Source organism: Bradyrhizobium sp. SZCCHNS2022, assembly GCF_032377575.1.
GTDB lineage: Bacteria > Pseudomonadota > Alphaproteobacteria > Rhizobiales > Xanthobacteraceae > Bradyrhizobium > Bradyrhizobium aeschynomenes.
On sequence record NZ_JAUHHZ010000001.1, the window covers coordinates 2,953,044 to 2,974,550 of the forward strand.

Below are 21,507 nucleotides of genomic sequence, written 5' to 3' on the forward strand. Positions count from 1 at the left end.
GGGTGTGTGCGCGTTTCCTGGGCAGCCTTCTTGTGAGGCTTGTGTTCCAGTGTGGATCAAAGCGCGGCAGAGTGCCATTGCGAAACGTTGTCGCAATGCAAAAGCCCGGCCTCTTGCGAGGCCGGGCTTTATGTCGATCCGCCGATCTTGGATGCTTGCGATCAGCCGCGGGTGCGCGAGCGGATCATGAAGCTGTCGTAGGTATACTCGGCGACCTGCCACCACAGATATTCATCCGAGCGGTAGGCCTGCATCGCGTCGATCACCTTCTTGAAGTCGGCATTCTTGGCCGAGATCTCGCCCCACAGCTCATTGGTCGCCTTGAGGCAGGCTTCGAGCACCTCGTTGGTGAACGGACGCAGCTGCGTGCCGCCGGCCACCAGCCGCTTCAGCGCCGCCGGGTTCACCTGGTCGTAGCGCGCAGCCATCCAGGTGTTGGCGTTGATCGTCGCGTTGGCGAGGATCGACTGATAGTGCTTCGGCAGCTCGTTGTACTTGTCGAGGTTGGCGAAGGCGTGGACGGTCGGACCGCCCTCCCAGAAGCCCGGATAGTAGTAGTACTTGGCAACTTTCTGGAAGCCGAGCTTCTCGTCGTCATAGGGACCGACCCACTCGGCGGCGTCGATGGTGCCCTTCTCCAGCGACGGATAGATGTCGCCGCCCGCGAGCTGCTGCGGCACGACGCCGAGCTTCTGCAGCACCTGACCGGCGATGCCGCCGATGCGGAATTTCAGGCCCGAGAGGTCGGCGACGGTCTTGATCTCCTTGCGGAACCAGCCACCCATCTGGGTGCCGGTGTTGCCGCAGGGGAAGCCGATGACGTTGGCGGCCTTCTTGTAGAACTCGTTGGCGAGTTCGTTGCCGCCGCCCTGGTACAGCCAGGAGTTCTGCTGCCGGGCATTGAGGCCGAACGGGACCGAAGCGAAGATCGCGAAGGTCGGGTCCTTGCCGACGTAATAATACGACACCGTATGGCACATCTCGACGGTGTTCTTGGAGGTGGCGTCGAGCGCCTGCAGACCCGGAACCAGCTCACCGGCCTGGAAGACCTGGATCTGGAACTTGTTGTCGGTCATCTCGGCGACCTGCTTCGCCATGTACTCGGCGCCGCCATAGATCGTGTCGAGCGACTTCGGGAAGCTCGAGGTCAACCGCCACTTGATTTCCGGCATCGACTGCGCGATCGCCGGCGAGGCCACCGCAGCCGTCGCCGCGGCACCCGCGGCCGAAACCTTCAGAAAATCACGACGCTTCATATTAAGGCATCTCCTTGTTGGGGGCGTTTCCCGTTGCAAACTTTATCCGCCGACACGATTGGCCGCGTACGGTCGAAGGCGATCCGGGCCGGGCTTTAGCACGGAACCGGTTAAGCGAAAACGCGACGTTGGGATGACAAACAGTCCAATGGTCGCACGCACTTCGCTGCAGTGCATCAAGCCGCAGCGATGGCGCCCTTGAGCTGATCCCGCACCGAGGACGCGATGCTCCGGTAGATCGCCGCATGCGGGCCGTTCGGCTCGCTCTCCACCACCGGGTTGCCGGCATCCGAGGTCGAGCGGATGTCCATGTGCAGCGGGATCTCGCCGAGGAACGGCACGCCGAGACGCTCGGCCTCGTGGCGCGCACCGCCATGGCCGAAGATGTCCGAACGCGTCCCGCATTGCGGACACTGGAAATAGCTCATGTTCTCGATGATGCCGAGCACGGGCACGTTGACCTTGCGGAACATCGCAAGCCCCCGGCGGGCGTCGATCAGCGACAGATCCTGCGGCGTCGAGACGATCACGGCGCCCTTCAGCGGCACGTTCTGCGCCAGCGTGAGCTGGGCATCACCGGTGCCGGGCGGCATGTCCACCACCAGGACATCGAGCGTCCCCCAGGCGACGTCGCGCAGCATCTGGTTGATGGCCGACATCACCATCGGGCCGCGCCACACCAGCGCCGAGTCCTCGTCGACCAGGAAGCCGATCGACATGATCGCAAGGCCGAAGCGGGACAGCGGGATCATCTTCTTTTCGGGCGTCAGCTGCGGCTTCTCCTGCAGCCCGGTGAGCCGCGGCACCGACGGGCCGTAAATGTCGGCGTCGAGCAGCCCGACCTTGAGACCGAGATCGCGCAGGCCCAGCGCGAGATTGATCGCGGTGGTCGACTTGCCGACGCCGCCCTTGCCGGAGGCGACCGCGATGACCGCAGCGATGCCGGGAATCGCCGCCTGCTTCGACATCGGCGAATCGGCCGGATGCTGGTGCTGATGCGGCCGATGCGCCGCGACCGGCTGCACGCCGCCCTGCCGCGGCGGCGGGGCCGCAGCACCCGCCTTGCGCTCGGCGGTCAGCGCGATCATCGCCATGGTGACGCCGGGAATGGCGCGCACGGCGGCCTCGGCCTTTGCCCGGGTATCCTCCCAGGCGCGCGCCTCGCTGGCCTCGACATTGATCGAGAAGAACACCTTGCCGTCGTTTGCCGTGATCGGCGACAGCACGCCGGCTTCGGGCAGCGCCACGCCGCGCGGCGAGCGAACCTGCTTGAGTGCCTCGATGACCTGCTGCTGCGTCACGCTCACGGCGCGTCTCCTGAATAGGCTCAGAACGCGCCACATCGTCGCGCCCTATGATGTTGGCCCGACGCGATCTTCCGTCGTTGCCGAAAGGATCGCGTCAGCCCTCTGTTGCGCTGCTTCATAATGAAGCCTGGCTCAAAACGCCACCATGGTTCCGACGTCGCCGGAGTTCTCGTCAGGCGCATCCTCGGCCTGCTCCTTCGCTGCCTCGTAATTGAGCTCGATCATCACGCCGTTGGGGTCGCGGACGAAGATCTGCCACAGCTCGCCGCCCGGCACCTGCCGCGCATCGAACGGCATGCCCTTGGCTGCGAGCCGCGCCTTCATGCCGGCAAAGCCACGGCTGACGAAGGCCACGTGGTGGACGACGCCGGAGTCCGGCTTCTGCGCCTCGGAGGTCGGCGAGATGTCGACCAGATGCACGACGGGACGGCCCTCGCTGTACATCCACGCGCCGGGAAACGCGAAGTTCGGCCGGTCGCCATTCTCGAGCCCGAGCACGTCCTCATAGAAGCGCACGGTCTCCTGCAGGTTGCGGGTCCGGATGTTGAAATGATCGAGCACGCCGACGCTGACGCCCATGCGAGACACTCCCTGGTTGGTTCGTTGCTTGTCTGGATTTCGTCGTGGAATGACGGCTTTGCAAGCCGTCCTGATCATCCCTCTTTAGCACGCCGGCGCCTTTTCGCATCCGTCACGAAGCCGTTGCCCCCGCCTCGCAAGCCGTTATGGTGCGGCGTCCAGCGCGCCGCCGGAACCCGGCCGGCTGCTGATGTTTTCCTCTCCAAGAACCGCCCGGCCATCGCAAGGCCGCCGGCAGAACCCAAGGGCAAGGTCACTCATATGGCTAAAGTCGCTTTCATCGGTCTCGGCGTCATGGGGTTCCCCATGGCGGGACATCTCGTGAAGAAGGGTGGTCACGAGGTCACCGTCTACAACCGCACGGCAGCCAAGGCGAAGGAATGGGCCGACAAATTCGGCGGCAAGACCGCGGCGACGCCGAAGCAGGCCGCAGAAGGCCAGGACTTCGTGATGTGCTGCGTCGGCAACGACAACGATTTGCGCTCGGTCACGATCGGCCCCGACGGCGCCTTCGCCGGCATGACCAAGGGCGCGACCTTCGTCGACCACACCACGGCATCAGCTGAAGTGGCACGTGAGCTCGACGCCGCAGCCACCAAGTCCGGCTTCAAATTCATCGACGCGCCCGTCTCGGGCGGCCAGGCGGGCGCCGAGAATGGCGTGCTGACCGTGATGTGCGGCGGCACCCAGGATGCCTTCGCGGGCGCCGAGCCGGTGATCGCGGCCTATGCCCGGATGTGCAAGCTGCTCGGACCGGCCGGCTCCGGCCAGCTGACCAAGATGGTCAACCAGATCTGCATCGCGGGTCTCGTGCAGGGCCTCGCCGAGGGCATCCATTTCGCGAAGAAGTCGGGCCTCGACGTGCCGGCGGTCATCGACACCATCTCCAAGGGCGCCGCGCAGTCCTGGCAGATGGAGAACCGCTACAAGGCCATGAACGAAGGCAAATACGACTTTGGCTTTGCAGTGGAATGGATGCGCAAGGACCTGTCGATCTGCATCAGCGAGGCGCGCCGCAACGGCGCCCATCTGCCGGTGACCGCGCTGGTCGATCAGTTCTACTCCGAGGTCGAGAAGCTCGGCGGCAAGCGCTGGGACACGTGCAGCCTGCTCGCGCGGCTGGAGAAGTGACGCGGTCGCGTCCCATCTGATCCCCTGCCGCCGCTTCCGCGCGGCGGCAGGCTCCGCCCGCGCTGGCGCTTCCTCGTCCCCGCCCTGTCCGCGGCGCGACCGGAACATGACGCGCCCACCCAGAGCAGCGCCCGTTGCGCGCCAAGCGACTCGCTGTTACCGATTGCAATCGCTAATCGTTCGCAAATGTTGCTCGATCGAGACACATACGAGGAGAAGGAAGCAAATGTAATGTTATAACATTACATTTGCTCCCACCTACGCTAGCTCTCGTCCCCGCTACGACGAACTTTGGCTTGGAAGCGGAGCGCCGGGCAGCCGGGCATCCGCGGTGGGGAATTCGGAATGAGCACGCGGAACGTCTGGGCTTCGATATCGCTGGCGGGAGTAATGCTGGCAGGCTGGTCCGCCATGCCGGCGGCCCATGCGCAGCAGGCCACGAGCGGGAGGCGGACGACGGCGGATACGCCGCTGCCGGACGTCACGGTCGATGCGCCGCGCCAGCGGCAGGTGGCCGGCCGGACGTCATCGGCGGGGCAAGCCGCCAGGCGGATGCTGCGGCCTGCGGCGCGGCGCGCGGCTGCGCCGGCACAGGCAGCGGCGCAGGCCACTCCCTCCTCCGCCGGCTCGGCCGCGACGCCCCTCAACGGCAATGCGACGCCTGCGATCGGCAGCCGCCTCGGCCTGACGGCCCGCGAGGTGCCGGCAACCGTCGAAGTGGTCGGCGCCGCGACGCTGCGCGAGCAAGGCTACCATACGACGGTCGACGCGGTGAAAGGCGCGACCGGCGTCAGCGCCGGCGATGCGCCGAACGATGTCGGCTTTGCGATGCGCGGCTTCCAGGGCAACCAGGTCAACGTGCTCTACAACGGCATCAACATCGGCCCGACCGGCTTCACGGCGCTGACGATGGAGACCTTCAATCTCGACCGCGTCGAGTTTCTCAAGGGTCCCTCCTCGCTGAGTTCAGGCCAGGGCGCCGTCGGCGGCACCATCAATTTCGTCACCAAGACCCCGCACACCGGCCCTGTGCAGAACGAGGCTTTCGTCGGCTTCGACCAGCGCGGCACGTTCCGGAGCGGCTTCGGCTCGGGCGGCAGCACCACCGTCCCCGGGCTCGACTACCGCTTCGACATCAGCCGGACCAAAGAAGTCGGCTTCATCGACGACACCGAGTTCAAGAACGTCCACGTGTCCGGACAATTGAACTACCGCTTGTCCGACAGCTTCAAGACCTTCGTTGCCGCCGAATTCAAGGACTACAAGGCCAAGCCCTATGAGGGCACGCCGCTGGTGCCGGCGGCCGACAGCGGCACCAATGCGACCGCCGGCATCGTCTCGGGCAGCAAGATATCCGCCTACAACAGCAGCAATCTCGACGCCGTGACGATCGACCGCCGCACGCTGTCGACCAATTACAACGTGATCGACGGCCACAAGACCATCAAGGAGTCATGGGTCCGCAGCGGCTTCGAATGGGACCTGAACAACGCGGTCACCTTGCGGAGCCAGATCTACAACTACAATGCCAGCCGCGACTGGTACAATAACGAGATCTCGGCCTACAACTCGCTCACTAAACAAGTCGATCGCGAGCGCTTCTTCGTCCACCACAACCACAACATCGTCGGCAACATCACCGACGTCACCTGGAACGGCCGCATCTTCGGTTTGGACAACCGCCTCGTCGGCTCGATCGAGAGCTCCCATACCGACTTCACGCGGCCCGGCGCCGCAAACTTTCCGGGCGAGCCGGTCCCGCTGGTCGGGTTCGACCGCGGCACCTATGGCGACTTGAGAACGCAGCTGCAGACCGCCACCATCGACAGCGTCGCGCTCAATATCGAGGACCGGCTGAAGCTCACCGACAGCTTCGCCCTGATCGGCGGCCTGCGCTACAATCCCTTCACGCTCGATCGCAACTGGATCAGGAACGGCGCTGATCGGCCCGGTTTTCCTTATTCAAAGAGCTGGCAGCCGCTCACCGGCCGCATCGGCTATACCTGGGAGGCGCTGCCGGGCACCACCTTCTACAGCCAATATGCGACCGCGACCGACATCTCGGCCGACAGCATCTTCATTCTCAGTCCGACGCAGAACCTGACACTATCTGACTCCCGCAGCTATGAGACCGGCGTCAAGCAATTGCTGTGGAACGGCCGCGCCGAGTGGACCTTCTCGGCCTTCGACATCGAACGCAACAACGTCTACAGCGCCCAGGCAGGCCAGCAGCTCAATCTTGCCGGCAAGGTGAAGTCGCAGGGCATCGAGATCGCAGCCGCGGTGCGGCCGACGCCGGAGAGCAAGCTCTGGGGCAATGTCGCCTATGTCCGCGCGCGCTATGCCGACTACGATCTCGCCGACGGCAGCGGCTCGTTCTCCGGCAACACGCCGCCGAACATTCCCGCCGTCATCGTCAATGGCGGTGCCTCCTATCGCTTCCTCAATCCGGGCTGGTGGCCGGTCGAGCTCGGCTTCTCGGTCCGTCACGTCGGCGACCGCTGGAGCACGGACGCCAATACGGTGAAGCTGCTGGCCTACACGACCGCCGACCTGTTTGCCTTTGTCGATCTGCCGAAGGTGCCGCTGTTTGCGACCGCGACCAGCACGCGCCTCGCCTTCCGCGTCCGCAACGTCACCGACAAGCGCTATGCGGCCTGGAGCGACCCGTTCTATCCCGACCAGATCTTCTTAGGTGCGCCCCGCACCTACGAGGTCGAAGCCTCGTTCAAGTTCTGAGGCGGCATGATCCGGGCGCTGATCCTCACGCATCGCTGGCTCAGCATTCCCCTTGGCCCGCTGTTCGTGCTGTGGTTCGCGACCGGGATCGTGATGCACTTCGTGCCGTTCCCGGCACAGACGGAGAGCGAACGCTTCGCGGGACTGGCGGCGTTTGACCTCACCGCCGGCCTGCGCAGCCCCGCGGAGGCGCTCGCCGCTGGTGGCATCGAGCGTCCCATCCGCGTCCGGCTGATGCAGCGCGTGGACGGACCGGTCTATGTCATCACCGCGCACGGTCGCAGCACGGCCATCCATGCCGACACGCTGGCGGCGGCCGATGTGACGGACCCCAACCTCGCTCTGTCGATCGCCCGCACCACCGCGCAACGGCGCGGACTTGACGCCAGCGGCGCTACCATCGCCGCACGCGACGACTACGATCAATGGACGGTACCGAACCGTTTCGATCCCCATCGCCCGCTGTACCGGATTGCGCTCAACGATTCGCAGGGCAGCGAGCTCTATGTCTCGTCGCGAACGGGAGAGGTGGTGCTCGACACCACGCACTTCGAGCGTGCCTGGAATTATGTCGGCAGCGTCGTGCACTGGATCTATCCGACATTGCTGCGCAAGGACTGGGCGGCCTGGAACATCGTAGTCTGGTGGCTGTCGCTCGCGGCGGTCATGGCGGCCGTGACGGGCGCCCTGCTCGGCCCCGTCAGGCTGCGACGGCGCAAGGCGCGGCTGTCCTCGCGTTACCACGGCTGGCACTTGTGGCATCATTGGGCCGGCCTCATCTGCATGCAGTTCGTGCTCACCTGGATCGTCAGCGGCTGGCTGTCGATGGACCACGGCCGGCTGTTTGCGACCGGCCATCTCACCCTGCCCGAGGAGTCCATCCTCATTGGCGCACCCGACTGGACGGCCCTGAGCGCCACCACGCTCGCAACCGTCCATGGCGAGGTCCGTGAGATCGAGTGGTTCGCCTTCGGCGGCCAGCTTCATCAGCGTATCAGGCGCGCGCTGAGCCAGCAGCAGATGTCCGTGCTGGATGGCTCCACCTGGCGCATGGTCGGCCGATTCCTCCAGCCTGCAAACGTCAACGCCGTGACCGCCGATCTGCACGGCCGGTGCGCGCGCTCGACCGAGGTCGAGCCGGGCGACGACCATCCCTTCACGTCAGAGGTGCCGGGCGCCCCGGTCCATCGCGTGGTCTGCGGCGACACCTGGTATCATGTCGACTCCGCGTCGGGCGCTGTCCTCGAGAAGCTCGATCCGTCGCGGCGCGCCTATCGCTGGCTGTATCAGGCGCTGCATACGCTCGACTTTCCGACCTTGCTGGCTCACGCGACGCTGCGCACGCTGCTCATCGTCGGCCTGTGCGGGCTCGGCGCGGCCTTCAGCATCACGGGCATGGTGATCGGATGGCGGCGGCTGCGGCTGCTCGGCGGCACATCCCGCCACATTGGTTAATTTTAACGCGCGGTTAACGCAAATTTTTCGTTGTCTATAATCCGTCTTAAGGATTTCGAGCCAGTTATAGACGATGCAGAAAGCAGCCCGTGCGGCCCCGGGCAGGATTTGTGTTGTTGATGAGTAAACCCGCGGAAAAGCCCGAGATCGTCGAGCTTCCGGCCGATGCGCCGGCGCTCGGACCGGCAAGCCAGCGTCGGGCCGCGCAGCAGCGGGTGCGCGAGGCGCGCGACCGGTTAACGTCGACATCGGAAACGCGGCCGGCCTTCGATCGCGAGCTGCTGCGCCAATACGCCCAGACCCGCATCTCCGCCTCCTACATCGTGATGCTGCTGGTGGTGGCGACCGGCCTGATGCTCAGCGTCTGGCTGCATGCGGTCGCCGCCGGCGCCTGGACGCTCGGCGTGCTCTGCATTCACGCCGCGATCGTCCGCAATTGCACGAACTTCCTCGCCGACCAGCCGTCGATGGCGGCGACGCGGCGCTGGCGCACGCGCTTCGTGCTGCTCGACCTGCTCTACGGCGTGTGCTGGATGGCGATCCTCATCCACCCCGCGCTCGCCGAGGTGTCGGGCACGCTGATGATGTTCCTGATGCTGCTGGTGATCGCCGTCTCCAGCATGCTCGCCGCCAATCTGCCGGTCGCGGCCGTCGCCGTCACCGCGCCGGTCACCGTAGCGATCACGCTGAGCCTCGCGCTGTCAGGCACGTTCGACAATTATCTGCTCGCCGGATTTGCCGTCGCGGCCGAAGGCTATTTCGTGCTGCTGGCGCATCAGCTGCACTCGACCACGCTCGCGACGTTGGAGGCCCGCGCCGAGAAGGACGCGCTGATCGGCGAGCTCGAACAGGCCAAGGCGATCTCCGACGAGGCGCGCTACCGCGCCGAGGCCGCCAACGTGGCGAAGTCGCGCTTCCTAGCGCAGATGAGCCACGAACTGCGCACGCCCCTGAACGCCATCCTCGGCTTCTCTGAGGTGATGAAGAGCGAGATCTTCGGCAGCCACGCCGTGCCGGTCTACAAGGAATATTCCGCCGACATCCACAATTCCGGCGTCCACCTGCTCAACCTGATCAACGAGATCCTCGACCTGTCGCGGATCGAGGCCGGCCGTTACGAGCTGAACGAGGAGGCCGTCGCGCTGGTGCATGTCATCGCCGACTGTCACCATCTCCTGAAGCTGCGCGCCTCGAGCCGTGGCATCACCATCCACGAAGTGTTCGAGCAGAGCATGCCGCGGCTGTGGGCGGATGAACGTGCGATCCGCCAGGTCGTGCTCAATCTGCTGTCCAACGCGATCAAGTTCACCCCGCAGGGCGGCGAGATCTGGCTGAAGGCGGGCTGGACCGCGTCCGGCGGCCAGTATCTCAGCGTCAGGGACACCGGCTCCGGCATCCCCGAGAACGAGATTCCGATCGTGCTCGCCTCATTCGGCCAGGGCTCGAACTCGATCAAGTCGGCGGAACAGGGCGCGGGCCTCGGCTTGCCGATCGCCAAGAACCTGATCGAGATGCATGGCGGCACGTTCACGCTGAAATCGAAGGTCCGCATCGGCACCGAGGTGATCGTCACCTTCCCGCCGGAGCGGGTAATGTCGGCGCTGGCGCCGCTGTCCGACGAGGCGCCGCCGCTGCAACCTGAACCTGCCACAGCGCCCGCCCAGGAGAAGCGGCGACTGCTGCGCAAGCCGATCATGAATGCCGGAACGGGACTGTGAGATGATGGCACTTGCAAAGCCGGACCAGAACCTTTTTGACTGGCCTCATGAGCCAGGACACGCCCTGCATCGCCGTCTGCATGATCGACCCGAAGACCAAGCTGTGCTTCGGCTGCGGCCGCACGCTGCCGGAGATCGCGCGCTGGGGCAGCATGTCACGCGACGAGCGGCTCGCCTTGATGGACGGGCTGCGCGCGCGCATGCACGACGCCGGCCTGCCCGCGATGGCGCCCCGGCGCGGCTGAACGCGGCCGGCCGCACCGGAGGCGCGGCATGAACAAAGTCGTGCTCGTTCTCGTCACCATGGTGCTCACCGCGGGCGCCGTCATCGTCTACAAGGACCCCGAGCAGGCCGCGCTCGCCAGCGACACCGTGTCAGAGGTGCTGCGCAGCCGCGCGCTCAGGGCGAAGGCAACGCCCAAGACCAACGCCGTCGAGATCGAGCGCACCCGAGGCGGCGAGTTCGCGCTGCGCGCCAAGATCAACGGTGTCACGGCGCCGATGGTGGTCGACACCGGCGCCACCTCCGTGGTGCTGACCTACGAGACCGCAAAGGCCGCGGGCCTGCCGCTCGAGCTGCTCGACTACGACGTCGACGTCGAGACGGCCGGCGGCCACACCAAGGCGGCGCGGCTGACGCTGGACCGACTGGCGATCGGCAAGCTGGTCGAGCGCTCGGTGCCGGCGCTGGTGGTGCGCAACGGCCAGATGAAGACCAACCTGCTCGGCATGAGCTTTCTCGACCGGCTCGAACGCATCGAGGTGCACTCCGACCGGTTGATGCTGCACGGCTATCCCGATCGCAGCTGACGCGCGTCGCGGCGGGCGTCGTCGCCTAGCGGGAGCGGCAGGTCCCGGCCGGCGCTCTCCGCCACGGCCGACACCCTGCCCCAGCGCCGCTGCCGACCGCCAACGGCCGGGTCAGGCGAGCGCGGCCGCCAGGGCACGCTCCTCGACCATCGCCACCGCCTCGCGCAGCACCTCGATGCCGGCATCGGGCTTGACGCCGCGCTCGGCAAGATGGCGGCGAAAGGCGCGCGCGCCGGGCACCGCGTGATAGGCACCGACGAGGTGCCGCGTGATGGCATGCAGCCGCGCACCCTGCCCGATCTGGCGTTCGATGTACGGTTCGAGCGCCGCCAGCGCGCCCTTCATCTGGTGTGGCGCGGCCTCGCCGAACAGCACGGGGTCCACATCGAGCAGCCGCCACGGCTCCTGATAGGCGGCGCGCCCGAGCATCACGCCATCGACATGCGCGAGATGACCTCGCGCCGCCGCGATGCTGGTGATGCCGCCATTGATGATGACGGGCACGTGCGGCAGCCGCGCCTTGAGCCGGTACACCCGGTCATAGTCGAGCGGCGGGACGTCGCGGTTCTCCTTCGGCGACAGACCGTTCAGCCACGCCTTGCGCGCATGCACGATGAGCGCGTCGGCGCCGCTATCGACGACCGCATCCGCCAGCGCATCGAGCGCGACTTCGGGATCCTGATCATCGATGCCGATGCGGCACTTCACGGTGACCGGAATCCTCACCACGCGCTTCATCGCGGCAACGCAGGCTGCGACCAAGGCGGGCTCGGCCATCAGGCACGCGCCGAAGCGGCCGTCCTTCACGCGATCCGACGGGCAGCCGACATTGAGATTGATTTCGTCGTAACCGAACTCCTCGCCGATCTCGGCCGAGGTCGCGAGATCGGCCGGATCGGAACCGCCGAGCTGCAGCGCCACCGGATGCTCGCTCGCATCGAAGCCGAGCAGCCGCGCGCGATCGCCATGGATGACGGCGCCGGTGGTCACCATCTCGGTATAGAGCAGCGCACGGCGCGACAGCAGCCGATGGAACACGCGGCAATGCCGGTCCGTCCAATCCATCATAGGCGCCACGGCAAATCTATGTGATTGATTTATCTGCATTTTTCGATTAAGTTCAATTCGTTAGGTCGCGTCGTGTGCACTCTACTCTACGCCATAGTGCGACGTTTTTTCCGGCTTTTCGACGCCTCAGTGCACACGGAGCGCACACGCGTGGCAACTATCACCAGACTGAAATCCGGCTCTTGGAGAGCCCAAGTCCGACGAAAGGGGAAATATGTCAACGAGACATTTCTCCGCCGAAAGGACGCCGAAGAATGGGGCATCGATATCGAGCGGCGGATCGATCGCCAAGAATCGATAGCGACGCACAAATCTCGGGATGTCCAGCTTTTCGGCGACCTCATCACACTTCATCGTCAAGACTTGGAAGAGGTCGGGAAGGACATCGGTCGTTCCAAAACTGCCAGCCTCAACTTCCTGGACGAAAGACTTGGGCATCTTCGTCTTCCAGAGCTTGATCGAGAGCGGCTCATCAAATTCGGAAAAGAGCGCGCGCTGGAGGGAGCGGGCCCCGTGACGGTCGGGATCGATCTTGGATATATAAAGACGATTCTGTCTCACGCCGCCGCGGTACACGGTATTGTTGCGTCAACTGAACCAATCGATCTCGCCCGGATCGCTTTGGGACGTCTCGGGCTCGTTGGAAAAGGCAATGAGCGCAATCGCCGTCCCACGCAAGACGAACTCGATCGTATTATCTCAGCGTTGGAGTCAAACGATCGGCAACAGATCCCAGTTGGTCGTGTCATCCGATTTGCGGTCGCGACGGCTATGCGGCAAGACGAAATTGCAAGAGTCGAATGGCGCGACTTCGACGCCGGCAGCCGAATGCTCCTCATTCGCAATCGGAAAGATCCCCGAAAGAAGAAGGGCAACGATCAGCGAATTCCCCTGCTGGATGTAACAGGCTATGACGCATGCAAGATCATTGAGGAGCAAGGTCGGTTCTCGAATACTCGCGAAGGTCGAATTTTTCCTTACAACGGACGATCCGTTGGAACAGCATTTCGTCGTCAGTGCCAGCAATTGAAGATCGATGACCTTCATTTTCACGATTTGCGTCACGAAGGCACGAGTCGCCTCTTCGAAGCTGGATTTTCAATCGAACAGGTCGCACTTGTCACCGGGCACAAGGATTGGAAAATGCTGCGCCGCTACACACACCTAAGGCCAGAAACGCTACACTCTATCCGTTCGGTCCGGGTTGCCTGACAGGCACCGAAAACATTGGCGAGCTCAATCCCAATGGCTGAAAAATCGAACCGTCGTATTCAGCTCGGAGGTTTCGAGAGTTGAATACTTCAAGGCGCGTTGGGACAAGAGTCGGCTCTAGGCGCGATCGAACTAGAATAGCTTTTCTGGACAGTCCGAACTGAAGCGACCCAAGATCGCCCTCAGCTGCGGGTTGGAACTGCCATTCGCAAGCGACCATCGCCGAACGCTCACAGGAACAGACGACCGGCGGTCTCACGCAATGCCTCAGACAGCACCTGCAGCCGAGCCGAAGGTTGGGCCAGCGCACGCAAGAGCCAGATGCCGACAGGTCGGCTACTCCAGACCTCGCCGCCAAAGCCGAGAGGGACCAGTGCGCCCGAGCGGACATCCGGGACGACCACCCACTCGGGAAGTAACGCGACGCCGAGACCCGCGCACGCGGCAAGTCGCATCGCTTCGAAATCATCGCAGCGGAAGACGGCATCGTCATTGCTCACCGCCTGCGCCACTGGCGTGCCCAACAGATCGGCTCAATCAAGCAGGTCCGCGCCATGCAGCTTGTCGATCAGTCGATGGCGCGGCAGATCGGCCACCGCTTCAGGGCGGCCCGCACGCGCCAGATAGGCTGGACTTGCCACTAGGAGGCGGCGCTGATCGGAGAGCTTGGTGGCGATAAGCGTGCTGTCTGCCAGATCACCGATGCGGATCACAGCGTCCAGCCATTCAAGCACCGGATCGGCAAGGCGCTCGGTCAAACCAAGTTCAATCCGGAGCCGAGGATGCTCGGCCATGATCCGCTGGAGGACCGGAATAACGTAGCGTTTTCCGAACGTCGGCAAGCAGGCGATCCGCACTACACCCGCCACGGCTCCATCGAACGCAGCGACTTCAGCATACGTATCGGCCAGTTGGTCGAGCAAGGGCTGGGCCCGCTCGTAGAGGCGTTCGCCCGCGTTGGTCATCGCCAACGCGCGCGTAGAACGGACCAGCAGCAGCAGGCCCAGCGAGTGTTCTAGCGCGTCAATCTCGCGCCCAATCTGCGTAGCCTCAGACCTGGCAGAACATTGGTGCAGATCGGCATTCTCAGCGGCGCGACAGAGGCGACCATTCCGCTCAAGCTGCTCCTGCACAATCACCTGCGGCTGCAGGGCACGGTGATGAAATCGCGCGATCCCGCGGAAAAAGAGGGCCGTGATAGAGCGTTTTGCGCCTTTAGCCCTGCCCTTGCTCGCGGAGGGCAAACTGAAGCCGCTGATCCATGCAGTGCTTCCGCTGCAACAAGCTGCCGAAGCGCATCGTCTGATGGAAGCAGGTGGCAGCTTCGGTAAGATCATCCTGACGGTTGAATCAGAATTCCGTCCTTACAGCTTGCTCGTCCGATTGGAACGCTGACCGCGCAACAGTGATGAAAACACTGGAGCGGGTGAAGGGAATCGAAACTCTCGTATGGAGGAGGCGGCGAGTTGCCAATGCGGTGCCTGAGAACCAGCATTAGGGGTCATCCCGAGATACGTCGGGGGTTCGAGTAGCGGGGGGGATTCACGCGTCACTCCGTCCCCCGACAGATCTCTTCATGGTCATCCGTCGGAAACGAAGGCCGCCTGAGGTCGCTGCCGAGTCGTTTGGTGAGGCGCGGCAGCCATCCTGCTCGCTCCCGCCGGGTCAGCGGCTTCGCGTCAGGACCGAATGAACCTGCGAGACGACGGTGGCGCCTTCGCCGACGGCCGCTGCGACGCGCTTGGTCGAGCCTGCCCTGACATCGCCGATCGCAAAGATGCCAGGCCTGCTCGTCTCGAGCGACAATCTGTGCCCCGGACCGGCTTGCTCGCCCGTCAGCACGAAGCCTCGGTCGTCGATGTCAACGCAGCCGTTGATCCACTCCGAATTGGGATCGGCGCCGACAAAGAGGAACAGATGGCGCGCCTCTAGCGTGCGGGTCGTGCGGCTTCCGTTGTCGCGCAGCGTCACGGCGGTCACGCCCGTCGCGCGGTTACCGTGCAGGCCGACGACTTCCGAGCCGAGATGCAGCTCGATATTGGGAAGCGCGGAAATCCGGTCGATCAGATAGCGCGACATCGTCTGCGCAAGCGGCCGGCGAACCACGAGGTCGAGCCGCTCGACCCTGGGCGCAAGATAGACGACCGCCTGACCCGCTGAGTTGCCGCCGCCGACCAGCGTGACCTTGGCGCCCGCGCACAGACGTGCCTCGATCGGCGAAGCCCAGTACGAAACGCCGGCACCTTCGAACTCGCCCAATCCGGCAATGTCTGGCCGCCGATAGCGAGCGCCCGACGCGATAACGACGGTCTTCGCACGTGCGGTGCTGCCGCCGCCAAGCTCCAGCGTGAAGGCGACATCCGACTCATCCCCGTGACAGTGAAGCCGGTCGACCGTGAGCGGGATCGCGACCTCGGCGCCGAACTTGACGGCTTGATTGAACGCGCGTCCGGCCAGGGCCTGACCTGAAATGCCCGTGGGGAAGCCGAGATAGTTCTCGATCCGCGCGGACGCACCCGCCTGGCCGCCGAAGGCGCGGGAATCGAGCACCAGGGCAGAGAGCCCTTCCGATGCGGCGTAGACCGCCGCCGCCAGTCCCGCCGGCCCGGCGCCGACGACGGCGACATCGTACACCGTCTGCGGCTCGAGCACCGGCAAAATGCCGAGACAGGACGCAGCGTCGGCATCGCTCGGTTTCGCCAGCAACGTGCCGTTGGGGCAAATCATCAACGGCAGATCGTCGGCCGCGATACCGAGCCGTCGCACCAGTTCGCGTCCCTCCGCCTCCGACGCATCGATCGTGGTGAACGGATAGCCGTTGCGCGCCAGAAAGCCGGCGAGGCGGACGATCTCGGGCGCATCGCTGCGACCGACCAGGACCGAGCCGGCACCGCCGCCCTGTCCCTCCTCGATTAGCATGATGCGACGAAGAATGTACGCGCGCATGATGATCTCGCCGACCTCGGCCGAGGCAATGACGAGGGCGCGCAAATGCGGCGCATCGAATGGAACAGCCAGCGCCCCCTGTTCGCCTGCGACGACCGACATCAGCGTTGGACGGCCCGACAGATGATTGGTCTCGCCTGTGAACTGGCCGCGGCGATAGGTCGTGACCAGCGACGACTTGCCCGCGGCGCCGCGCATGAGCGCATCGGCCGATCCCTCCAGGATCATCCAGGCCGGAATGTTGCGGGCACCGATGTCGTAGATCGTCTCATGGGCGTCGAAGCGGCGCGCATCCGCGCTTGCAAAGCGCCGGGCCAGGCTGATCTGCAACTCCGAAAGCGTCGGGAAGATCTGCTCGCGGCGAGCCTCACTGATAGCCATGATCGTCACCACCGGTTCCATGCACCCAAGCCGGCTTCGTTCATGCCCGCGCGAGCTGCGGCACCTTTGCCAGCGTCAGCGCGAAGACCGCGAGCCCGAGCATTGTCAAACCGAAACCAGCCCATGCGCATGACAGCAGTCCGCGACCGGACGCGATCACTTGGCCGCCGACCCATGCGCCGATCGCATTGGACAAATTGAGCGCGGCGAGATTCATGGCGCCCATCAACGTGGGCGCTTCCGGCGCCAAGCGTGTGAGCCGGACCTGGATAGTCGGGATCGCGGTCATCATCGTGGCGCCCACCCCGAACAAGGCGGGCATGAGCACCCAGACATGGCTGCCTGCGATCGCCAGCACGGCGAGCACCACGAGAGCGCAACCGAAGCCGGCGACAAGGCCACGCGCGGGAAAGGCGTCGGCCATTCGCCCGCCGATGAAGTTGCCGAAGGTCATGCCGAACCCGAACAGCGCCAGCGCGACCGGGATCCAGGCGCGATCAAGCGCGGCCTGGTCGGTCACCAGCGGACCGATGAAAGTGTAGATCGCGAAGATGCTGGCGACGCCGAGCGCTGCGACCAGCATGGTTCCCCACACGGCAGGCCGGCGCAGCGCGCCAAGCTCCTGCATCAAGGGACGGCCGCGCAGTGACTGACTTACCGGCACCCACGCCCACAGCGCCAGCAGGGCAAGCAGCGCCACGCACGCGACGACGGCATAGGTCCGCCGCCAGCCAATCGCCTGACCCAGGAAGGTCGCCAGCGGCGAACCAATGATCGTTGCAATCGTCAGTCCGCCCATGACCTGCGCGAACGCCCTGCCGGACTGACCGGGACCGACGATGCAGGACGCGACCATGGCGCCCGCGCCAAAGTAGGCACCTTGCGGCAGTCCGCTCACGAAGCGCGCGAGGGCTAGAAGCGTCAGATTGGGGGCAATCGCCGACAGCGCATTGCCGAGCACGAATAGCGCCATGAGGCAGAGCAGCAGCATCCGCCGGTTCAGTCGCGCGGCCATCAGCGTCACGAGAGGCGCTCCGACCACCACACCGACCGCGTAAGCCGTGATTGCGTAGGTCGCGGCCGGGATATCGACGCCAAGCCCGGTCGAGAGCAGCTGAAGGATTCCCATGCTCGCGAATTCGGACGTGCCGATGCAGAAGCTTCCGAACGCGAGCGCAAACAGCGTCAGGCCGCGCCTGCGCTGCTGCGCTTCATCGGTGCAATGGTCCTCGACGGCTGCGCATTGCGCTCGGTAGGCGCTCTCGAGCATCACTATATCCGCTCACAAGGAAGGTCTGATCGCGGCGATCATGGCCCGAGGATCCCGCAGTTGGTTCACACGCTCGCGTCAGCGCGTCCGCACTGCGGAGGCTCTGACGTACGGCTATTCACGCCCTTGGAACCCGCCGCGTCGCTGTATCACTTTGGACAAGGCTGTCCTGCCGCGCCCCAGAGGGCCACATCCTTGACGTGATCCTCGAACGTGCCCGGCGGCGTCGAGCGTCCCGCGCCCGGCGCCCAGCCGCGCGGGATGAAGCCATTCTGCGAAGCGTCGTGGCGCAGATGTTCGAGCAGCCCGACGGCGTCGCGGCCCCCGTTGCGCTTGGGATCCTTGAGCTGCGCGCAGATCTCGGCGCCTTTCTTGCCGAACCAGATGAACTCGACTGGCGCGAGCTGCCAGTCGATGCCCGCGTGCGGCGGCGCAGGCGCCGGATCATTCGGCATGGCCGAGGTCATGTGACAGGTCGAGCACGGCACCGCCTCGGCACCGATGCGGCTTTCGCCGCCATGGATGTTCATGCCGTGCACGCGCGGCTTGGTTTCACCCGCCGGCGTCCAGATCGGAATCGCCCCGGCATCGACGTGACAATTGGCGCAACGCGGATGAGTGATGACCGCTTCGATCCGCTGCCAGGCTTTCAGTCCTTCGGCGCGGCTAATGCTACCGGCCGGCAGCGCATCTTTGTTGGCCTCGTCCTTGGCGGCAACGATGCCAGTGAGCGCCGCTATAGCTGACGTTGCGACGACGATCGCAATCAAAGAGCGTTTCATGGCCGGCCTCACACGAATTCGACGAACTTGTTGAAGGGCATTTCGCGGATGCGCTTGCCCGTGGCCGCGAAGATCGCGTTGGCCAGGGCGGGCGCCACTGGCGGCACCGGCGGCTCACCGAGCCCCCTCACCTTCGGATCGTTCTCGAGACCGCGCACGGTGATCACCGGACACTGGTACATCCGCATCGCTTCGTGATGATTGTAGTTGGTCTGCTGCACCCCACCCTTGGCGTAGGTCAGTTCGCAATTCATTGCGTGACCGAGCCCCCAGACGACGCCGCCCTGCACCTGGCTCTCGAAGTTGACGGGGTCGATGATCTTGCCGACATCGACGGCGACGAAAACCCTGTCGACCCGGATGCCGTGCGGCGTCGCCGTCACGTCAACGACCTCGGCGACCGGTGTTCCGAACGACTCGACGAAGGCGACGCCGCGTCCCCTGCCCTGGCCGAGCGGTCCCTTCCAATCCGACATCTCCGCAACCGTCTCGAGCACCTTGCGATAGGTCGGCACGGCACACATCTCGATGCGAGCCTTCATCGGATCGAGCCCCGCCGCATGAATCATCTCGTCGATGAAGCTCTCGGTGAAGAAGCCGCCCGTGGATGCGCCGACCGAGCGCCAGGTCGTGCACGGCGACAGGTTGCGCGCCTCGAAGGTCGTCGCGCGAAAGTGCGGGATATCGTAGTAGACGTTCCACAGCCCGGCGGCGAGTTGCGGATCGGGATCCTTGGTCGGCATGCCCATGTGCTCGAGCAGTCCGTTGTAGGGCATCGTGCCCGCGAGCTTCAGGTCGGCCGCAATGATCCTGCCCTTGGCCACGCTGCCTGTGTGGCGGGCGATCGAGATCTGGCGCGGGATATCCTGACGGAAATCCTCCTCGCGCGAGAACACCAGCTTGATCGGCGTGCCGCGCATCTGGCTGGCGATCTCCGCCAGCACGCGGACGTTCTCGAACTCCAGACGATGCCCGAAGCTGCCGCCCGTCCATTGGTTGTGAAACGTCACCTGCTCGGGCTTCAGACCGGCATTGGCAGCCGCGATCGCCTGCACCGCCTGCGGGCTCTGATGCCCGACCCAGATCTCCATGCCCGCATCGGTTACGACGGCGACGCCGTTGAGCGGCTCCAGCGGCTGGTGACCGACATAAGGTGCGCGATACTCGGCCTCGACCCGCTTGCCTTGCTTGAGGCCTGCCTCGACATCACCGATCTTGCGCCACTCCTTGCCGAGAAACTCCGGTTTGAAGGATGCCTCCAGCGTCTTCCAATGATCGGCCTGTTCGGCAGGATAGGTCGACGGCGCCCAATCGCAGTCGATCGTCTCGACCGCCTTCATGGCATACCAGCTGTTTGTCGCGACGGCAGCGACGCCGTTCTTCAGACGCAGAATCGTCTTCACGCCCGGCATTGTCCGTGCCTTGGCAGCATCGAAGGATTCCAGAGGCTGCCCCTTGTTGGGGTTCAGCTTGACGGCGGCGTACAGCATGCCGTCCATCTTCATGTCGATGCCGAACTTCAATTCGCCCAGCACTTTCGAGCGGATGTCGAGCCGCATCATCGGCTTGCCGAGAATCCTCCACGTCGAGGCATCGCGCGGCTTGGCATCGAGCACCGGCGGAATGCGCGCCGCGTCCGCTGCGAGATCGACATAGGCGATCCGCGATCCGTTCGGCAGCACCACATGGCCGGACTGGGTGCGGAGATCGGCCAGCGGCACGCCCGTACGTTTGGCCGCTGCAAGCTTCAACGTCTCGCGCGCGACGGCGCCGGCCACCCGCAGCTTCTCATAGGTGTCAGGGATGGTGCTCGACCCACCCGTCATCTGCAGCCCGGACTTCCTGAGACCTTCGAGCGCGACGGCGCGCGCCTTCTCCGCGGCGGGGCTCTGGTCCGCAGCCAGGAAGGGTGCGAGCTCTTCCTTGAAGCCTGTATTGAAATAGGCGGGGTGCGGTCCCGCGAACCGGATCTCGAACTGACCGGGATCGAGGTCCATCTCCTCGGCGATCATCATCGGTTGGACCGAGCCGGTGCCCTGGCCGATATCGGCATGCTGGGCAATCAGCGTGATCTTGCCGCCACTGATCTCGACCCATGGGTTGAAGGTCACCGCATCGGGCGCAAGGCCCGCAGCCAGCGGATTGTCGTTGGCCGATGCAGCCGCCTGCACGGCCGCGCCGTAGCCGCCGAATGCAACACCGCCGGCCAGCGCCGCGGAACCGATGAGGAAGGACCGACGCGAAAGACCTTGCGCGATATCCATGTTACTTCTCCGCCATCTTCTTTGCGGCCGCCGTATGAATCGCGGCTCGAATACGAGGATAGGTGCCGCAGCGGCAAAGATTGCCGGACATGACCTGGTCGATCTGTTCGTCGGTCGGCTTTGGGATCAGGTCCAGCAGCGAGATCGCCTGCATGATCTGCCCGGTCTGGCAGTAGCCGCATTGCGGCACCTGATGCTCGATCCATGCCTGCACCACCGGATGCTGATCGCGTCCGTCGACGCCGTCGAGCGTGACGACCGACTTTCCGGCCAGATCGCCGATCCGCGCCTGACAGGAGCGGACCGCCAAGCCATCGATGTGAACCGTGCACGCGCCGCACTGCGCGACGCCGCAACCATATTTGGCACTGGTGATCCCGAGCTCATCCCTGAGCACCCAAAGCAAAGGCATGTCGGGAGTGACGTCGACCTGGCGCTTGGTTCCGTTGACCGTGAACTCGATCATGTCGATGAATCCTCCTATCAGATGCCTGCCGCGCTTGCGGTCTGAAGCCAACGGTTACAGGAGCAGCCGCATCGGGATGCGGCCGGCAGTTAGCTCGGCGAAGCTGACGCATGTAGTCTGCCG

17 protein-coding genes and 1 pseudogene are annotated in these 21,507 nt (G+C 64.7%); 8 read left to right on the forward strand and 10 right to left on the reverse strand.

The genetic code is table 11. From position 1 onward, the window contains the following. Positions 1-161: 161 nt before the first annotated feature. From QXZ94_RS13145 to QXZ94_RS13155, 3 genes are all read right to left on the reverse strand, one after another. A complete protein-coding gene (locus QXZ94_RS13145; protein WP_315720760.1) occupies positions 162-1,256 on the reverse strand; it encodes a TRAP transporter substrate-binding protein in 1,095 nt (364 codons plus the stop codon). A gap of 176 nt (positions 1,257-1,432) precedes the next feature. Further along, the gene (locus QXZ94_RS13150) at positions 1,433-2,563 is read right to left on the reverse strand and encodes an Mrp/NBP35 family ATP-binding protein (RefSeq protein ID WP_315720761.1); all 1,131 of its coding nucleotides are present in this window, start codon (positions 2,561-2,563) and stop codon (positions 1,433-1,435) included. Between the two features lie 132 nt (positions 2,564-2,695). Then, entirely contained in the window at positions 2,696-3,142 is a 447-nt protein-coding gene (locus QXZ94_RS13155; RefSeq protein WP_172113408.1) for a VOC family protein, read from the reverse strand. A 261-nt stretch (positions 3,143-3,403) separates the two neighbouring features. On the opposite strand from QXZ94_RS13155, the gene QXZ94_RS13160 reads away from it, so the two are divergent. The 6 genes from QXZ94_RS13160 to QXZ94_RS13185 all read left to right on the forward strand — a co-directional run bounded on the left by QXZ94_RS13160 (position 3,404) and on the right by QXZ94_RS13185 (position 10,995). After that, positions 3,404-4,273, forward strand: coding sequence for an NAD(P)-dependent oxidoreductase (locus tag QXZ94_RS13160; protein ID WP_172113407.1), 870 nt, complete (start codon positions 3,404-3,406; stop codon positions 4,271-4,273). 345 nt (positions 4,274-4,618) lie between these two features. Continuing rightward, positions 4,619-7,012 carry a TonB-dependent receptor gene (locus QXZ94_RS13165; RefSeq protein WP_315720762.1) on the forward strand — a complete coding sequence of 798 codons (2,394 nt, stop codon included), beginning with the start codon at positions 4,619-4,621 and terminating at the stop codon, positions 7,010-7,012. 6 nt (positions 7,013-7,018) lie between these two features. After that, complete coding sequence (locus QXZ94_RS13170) at positions 7,019-8,467, forward strand: PepSY domain-containing protein (protein ID WP_315720763.1); 1,449 nt, start codon at positions 7,019-7,021, stop codon at positions 8,465-8,467. 119 nt (positions 8,468-8,586) lie between these two features. After that, positions 8,587-10,185, forward strand: a complete 1,599-nt coding sequence (locus QXZ94_RS13175; protein WP_315720764.1) for a HAMP domain-containing sensor histidine kinase — start codon at positions 8,587-8,589, stop codon at positions 10,183-10,185. Between the two features lie 47 nt (positions 10,186-10,232). Next, entirely contained in the window at positions 10,233-10,430 is a 198-nt protein-coding gene (locus QXZ94_RS13180) for a DUF1289 domain-containing protein (RefSeq protein ID WP_172113403.1), read from the forward strand. 28 nt (positions 10,431-10,458) lie between these two features. Then, positions 10,459-10,995 (forward strand): TIGR02281 family clan AA aspartic protease, encoded by a 537-nt coding sequence (locus QXZ94_RS13185; protein WP_172113402.1) that lies wholly within the window; start codon positions 10,459-10,461, stop codon positions 10,993-10,995. Positions 10,996-11,106: 111 nt separating this feature from the next. Here the strand turns inward: QXZ94_RS13185 and dusA are convergent, their stop codons facing one another. Then, positions 11,107-12,102, reverse strand: a complete 996-nt coding sequence (dusA, locus tag QXZ94_RS13190; RefSeq protein ID WP_315720765.1) for a tRNA dihydrouridine(20/20a) synthase DusA — start codon at positions 12,100-12,102, stop codon at positions 11,107-11,109. A gap of 111 nt (positions 12,103-12,213) precedes the next feature. Between dusA and QXZ94_RS13195 the strand changes: the two genes are divergently transcribed. After that, on the forward strand, positions 12,214-13,275 hold the full coding sequence (locus QXZ94_RS13195; protein WP_315720766.1) for a site-specific integrase: 1,062 nt from the start codon (positions 12,214-12,216) through the stop codon (positions 13,273-13,275). 230 nt (positions 13,276-13,505) lie between these two features. Here the strand turns inward: QXZ94_RS13195 and QXZ94_RS13200 are convergent. Beyond that, positions 13,506-14,240 (reverse strand): annotated as a pseudogene (locus QXZ94_RS13200) (substrate binding domain-containing protein). A 229-nt stretch (positions 14,241-14,469) separates the two neighbouring features. Here QXZ94_RS13200 and QXZ94_RS13205 point away from each other — a divergent pair. Further along, positions 14,470-14,670, forward strand: coding sequence for a zinc-binding dehydrogenase (locus tag QXZ94_RS13205; protein WP_315720767.1), 201 nt, complete (start codon positions 14,470-14,472; stop codon positions 14,668-14,670). Positions 14,671-14,940: 270 nt separating this feature from the next. Here QXZ94_RS13205 and QXZ94_RS13210 read toward each other — a convergent pair whose 3' ends face one another. From QXZ94_RS13210 to QXZ94_RS13230, 5 genes are all read right to left on the reverse strand, one after another. Further along, positions 14,941-16,602: an FAD-dependent oxidoreductase gene (locus QXZ94_RS13210; RefSeq protein WP_315720768.1), complete on the reverse strand. Its 1,662-nt coding sequence runs from the start codon at positions 16,600-16,602 to the stop codon at positions 14,941-14,943. 40 nt (positions 16,603-16,642) lie between these two features. Then, the gene (locus QXZ94_RS13215) at positions 16,643-17,872 is read right to left on the reverse strand and encodes an MFS transporter (RefSeq protein ID WP_315720769.1); all 1,230 of its coding nucleotides are present in this window, start codon (positions 17,870-17,872) and stop codon (positions 16,643-16,645) included. A gap of 149 nt (positions 17,873-18,021) precedes the next feature. Then, positions 18,022-18,654 carry a hypothetical protein gene (locus QXZ94_RS13220; protein ID WP_315720770.1) on the reverse strand — a complete coding sequence of 211 codons (633 nt, stop codon included), beginning with the start codon at positions 18,652-18,654 and terminating at the stop codon, positions 18,022-18,024. An 8-nt stretch (positions 18,655-18,662) separates the two neighbouring features. Continuing rightward, complete coding sequence (locus tag QXZ94_RS13225) at positions 18,663-20,918, reverse strand: xanthine dehydrogenase family protein molybdopterin-binding subunit (protein WP_315720771.1); 2,256 nt, start codon at positions 20,916-20,918, stop codon at positions 18,663-18,665. Position 20,919: 1 nt separating this feature from the next. Continuing rightward, positions 20,920-21,384, reverse strand: a complete 465-nt coding sequence (locus QXZ94_RS13230) for a (2Fe-2S)-binding protein (RefSeq protein WP_315720772.1) — start codon at positions 21,382-21,384, stop codon at positions 20,920-20,922. Positions 21,385-21,507: the final 123 nt, after the last annotated feature.